A 1,432-nucleotide genomic window follows, 5' to 3' on the forward strand; every position below is an offset into this window, starting at 1 on the left:
GTCGAATACGTTCGCGTCTGCTCCACCTACGGCGCAGGCTTCTTCTACATCCCCGGCACCGAAACCTGCCTCCGCGTCGGCGGCCGTGTTCGCGCCGAGTTCCGCTACCTCGAGCCGACCGACCGCTCGCAGGACGCCATCGGCTTCCGTACCCGCGGCCGTCTGAATATCGACGCTCGTACCGCTACCGCTTACGGTCTGCTCCGCACCTTCGTGCGCTTCGAGATGACCCGCGACACCGGCTCGTACGGCTTCAGCTCCACGACGGCCAACGTCGACCAGGCCTTCGTGCAGTTCGGCGGCCTCACCGCCGGTCGTACGGTGTCGTTCTTCGACAACAGCGACCTGCCCACGGGCCACTTCGGCACGCTCCGCTTCTCGGACGCTCCGACCGTAAACGTGTTCGCCTACACCTTCTCCTTCGGCAACGGCTTCTCGGCCACGATCGCCGCTGAAGAAGGCCGCTTCGCCGGCACCGCTTTCGATGGCGTCTCGGTGTTCACCGAAGCCGGTCAGACGATGCCTGACCTTGTCGGTAACCTGAAGTATGCCGGCACCTGGGGTTCGGCTCAGATCTCCGGTGCCCTGCACCAGCTGCGCAGCGACGACCTGNCGGTGTTCACCGAAGCCGGTCAGACGATGCCTGACCTTGTCGGTAACCTGAAGTATGCCGGCACCTGGGGTTCGGCTCAGATCTCCGGTGCCCTGCACCAGCTGCGCAGCGACAACCTGGTCGTCTTCCCCGATGGCTCGACGGACTTCCCGGACAGCGAACTCGGCTGGGCAATCACGGCTCAGGGCTCGATCAACCTGCCGATGCTGGCCGCTGGCGACGCCCTGTGGCTCGCTGCGACCTACGCTGACGGCGCTCTTGGCTACCTCGGCTTCGGTTCGTCGGTCACCGTCGGCGCCCTGACCGAGTCGGTTGTCGACGCTTACGTCGGTGTTGATGGTGACATCCACACCGCCGAGGCCTGGTCGATCGNCTACGCTGACGGCGCTCTTGGCTACCTCGGCTTCGGTTCGTCGGTCACCGTCGGCGCCCTGACCGAGTCGGTTGTCGACGCTTACGTCGGTGTTGATGGTGACATCCACACCGCCGAGGCCTGGTCGATCGCCGGTGGTCTGCGTCACTACTGGACCCCGACCATCCGTCAGAACGTGTTCGGTTCGTACGCTCGCGTCGAGTACGGCAACGACGCTCCGCTCGCTTTCCCGGGCGGTCTCGGCATCGCTGCTGACTTCAACGAGTGGCGCGCTGGCACGAACGTGATCTGGTCGCCGGTGGCTGGCCTGGACCTCGGTGTTGAGGTTCTCTACGCCAACATTGACCCGCGTGGTCCGGATCCGGTCAACCTGAAGAACGACGTTTGGGAAGGCCGCCTGCGCGTTCAGCGCGACTTCTAATCGGCTCATCCTGATTGGATCGGAA

General features: G+C 64.8%; 1 protein-coding gene. It reads left to right on the top strand.

What is annotated here, in order from left to right; translation table 11 throughout:
* A partial coding sequence (locus KHP60_RS24820; RefSeq protein ID WP_213566932.1) for a porin occupies nucleotides 1–1,407 on the top strand: 1,407 nt, incomplete at its 5' end.
* Nucleotides 1,408–1,432 lie beyond the last annotated feature (25 nt).

Origin of the sequence: Microvirga sp. 3-52, from assembly GCF_018383585.1 — a bacterium.
GTDB lineage: Bacteria > Pseudomonadota > Alphaproteobacteria > Rhizobiales > Beijerinckiaceae > Microvirga.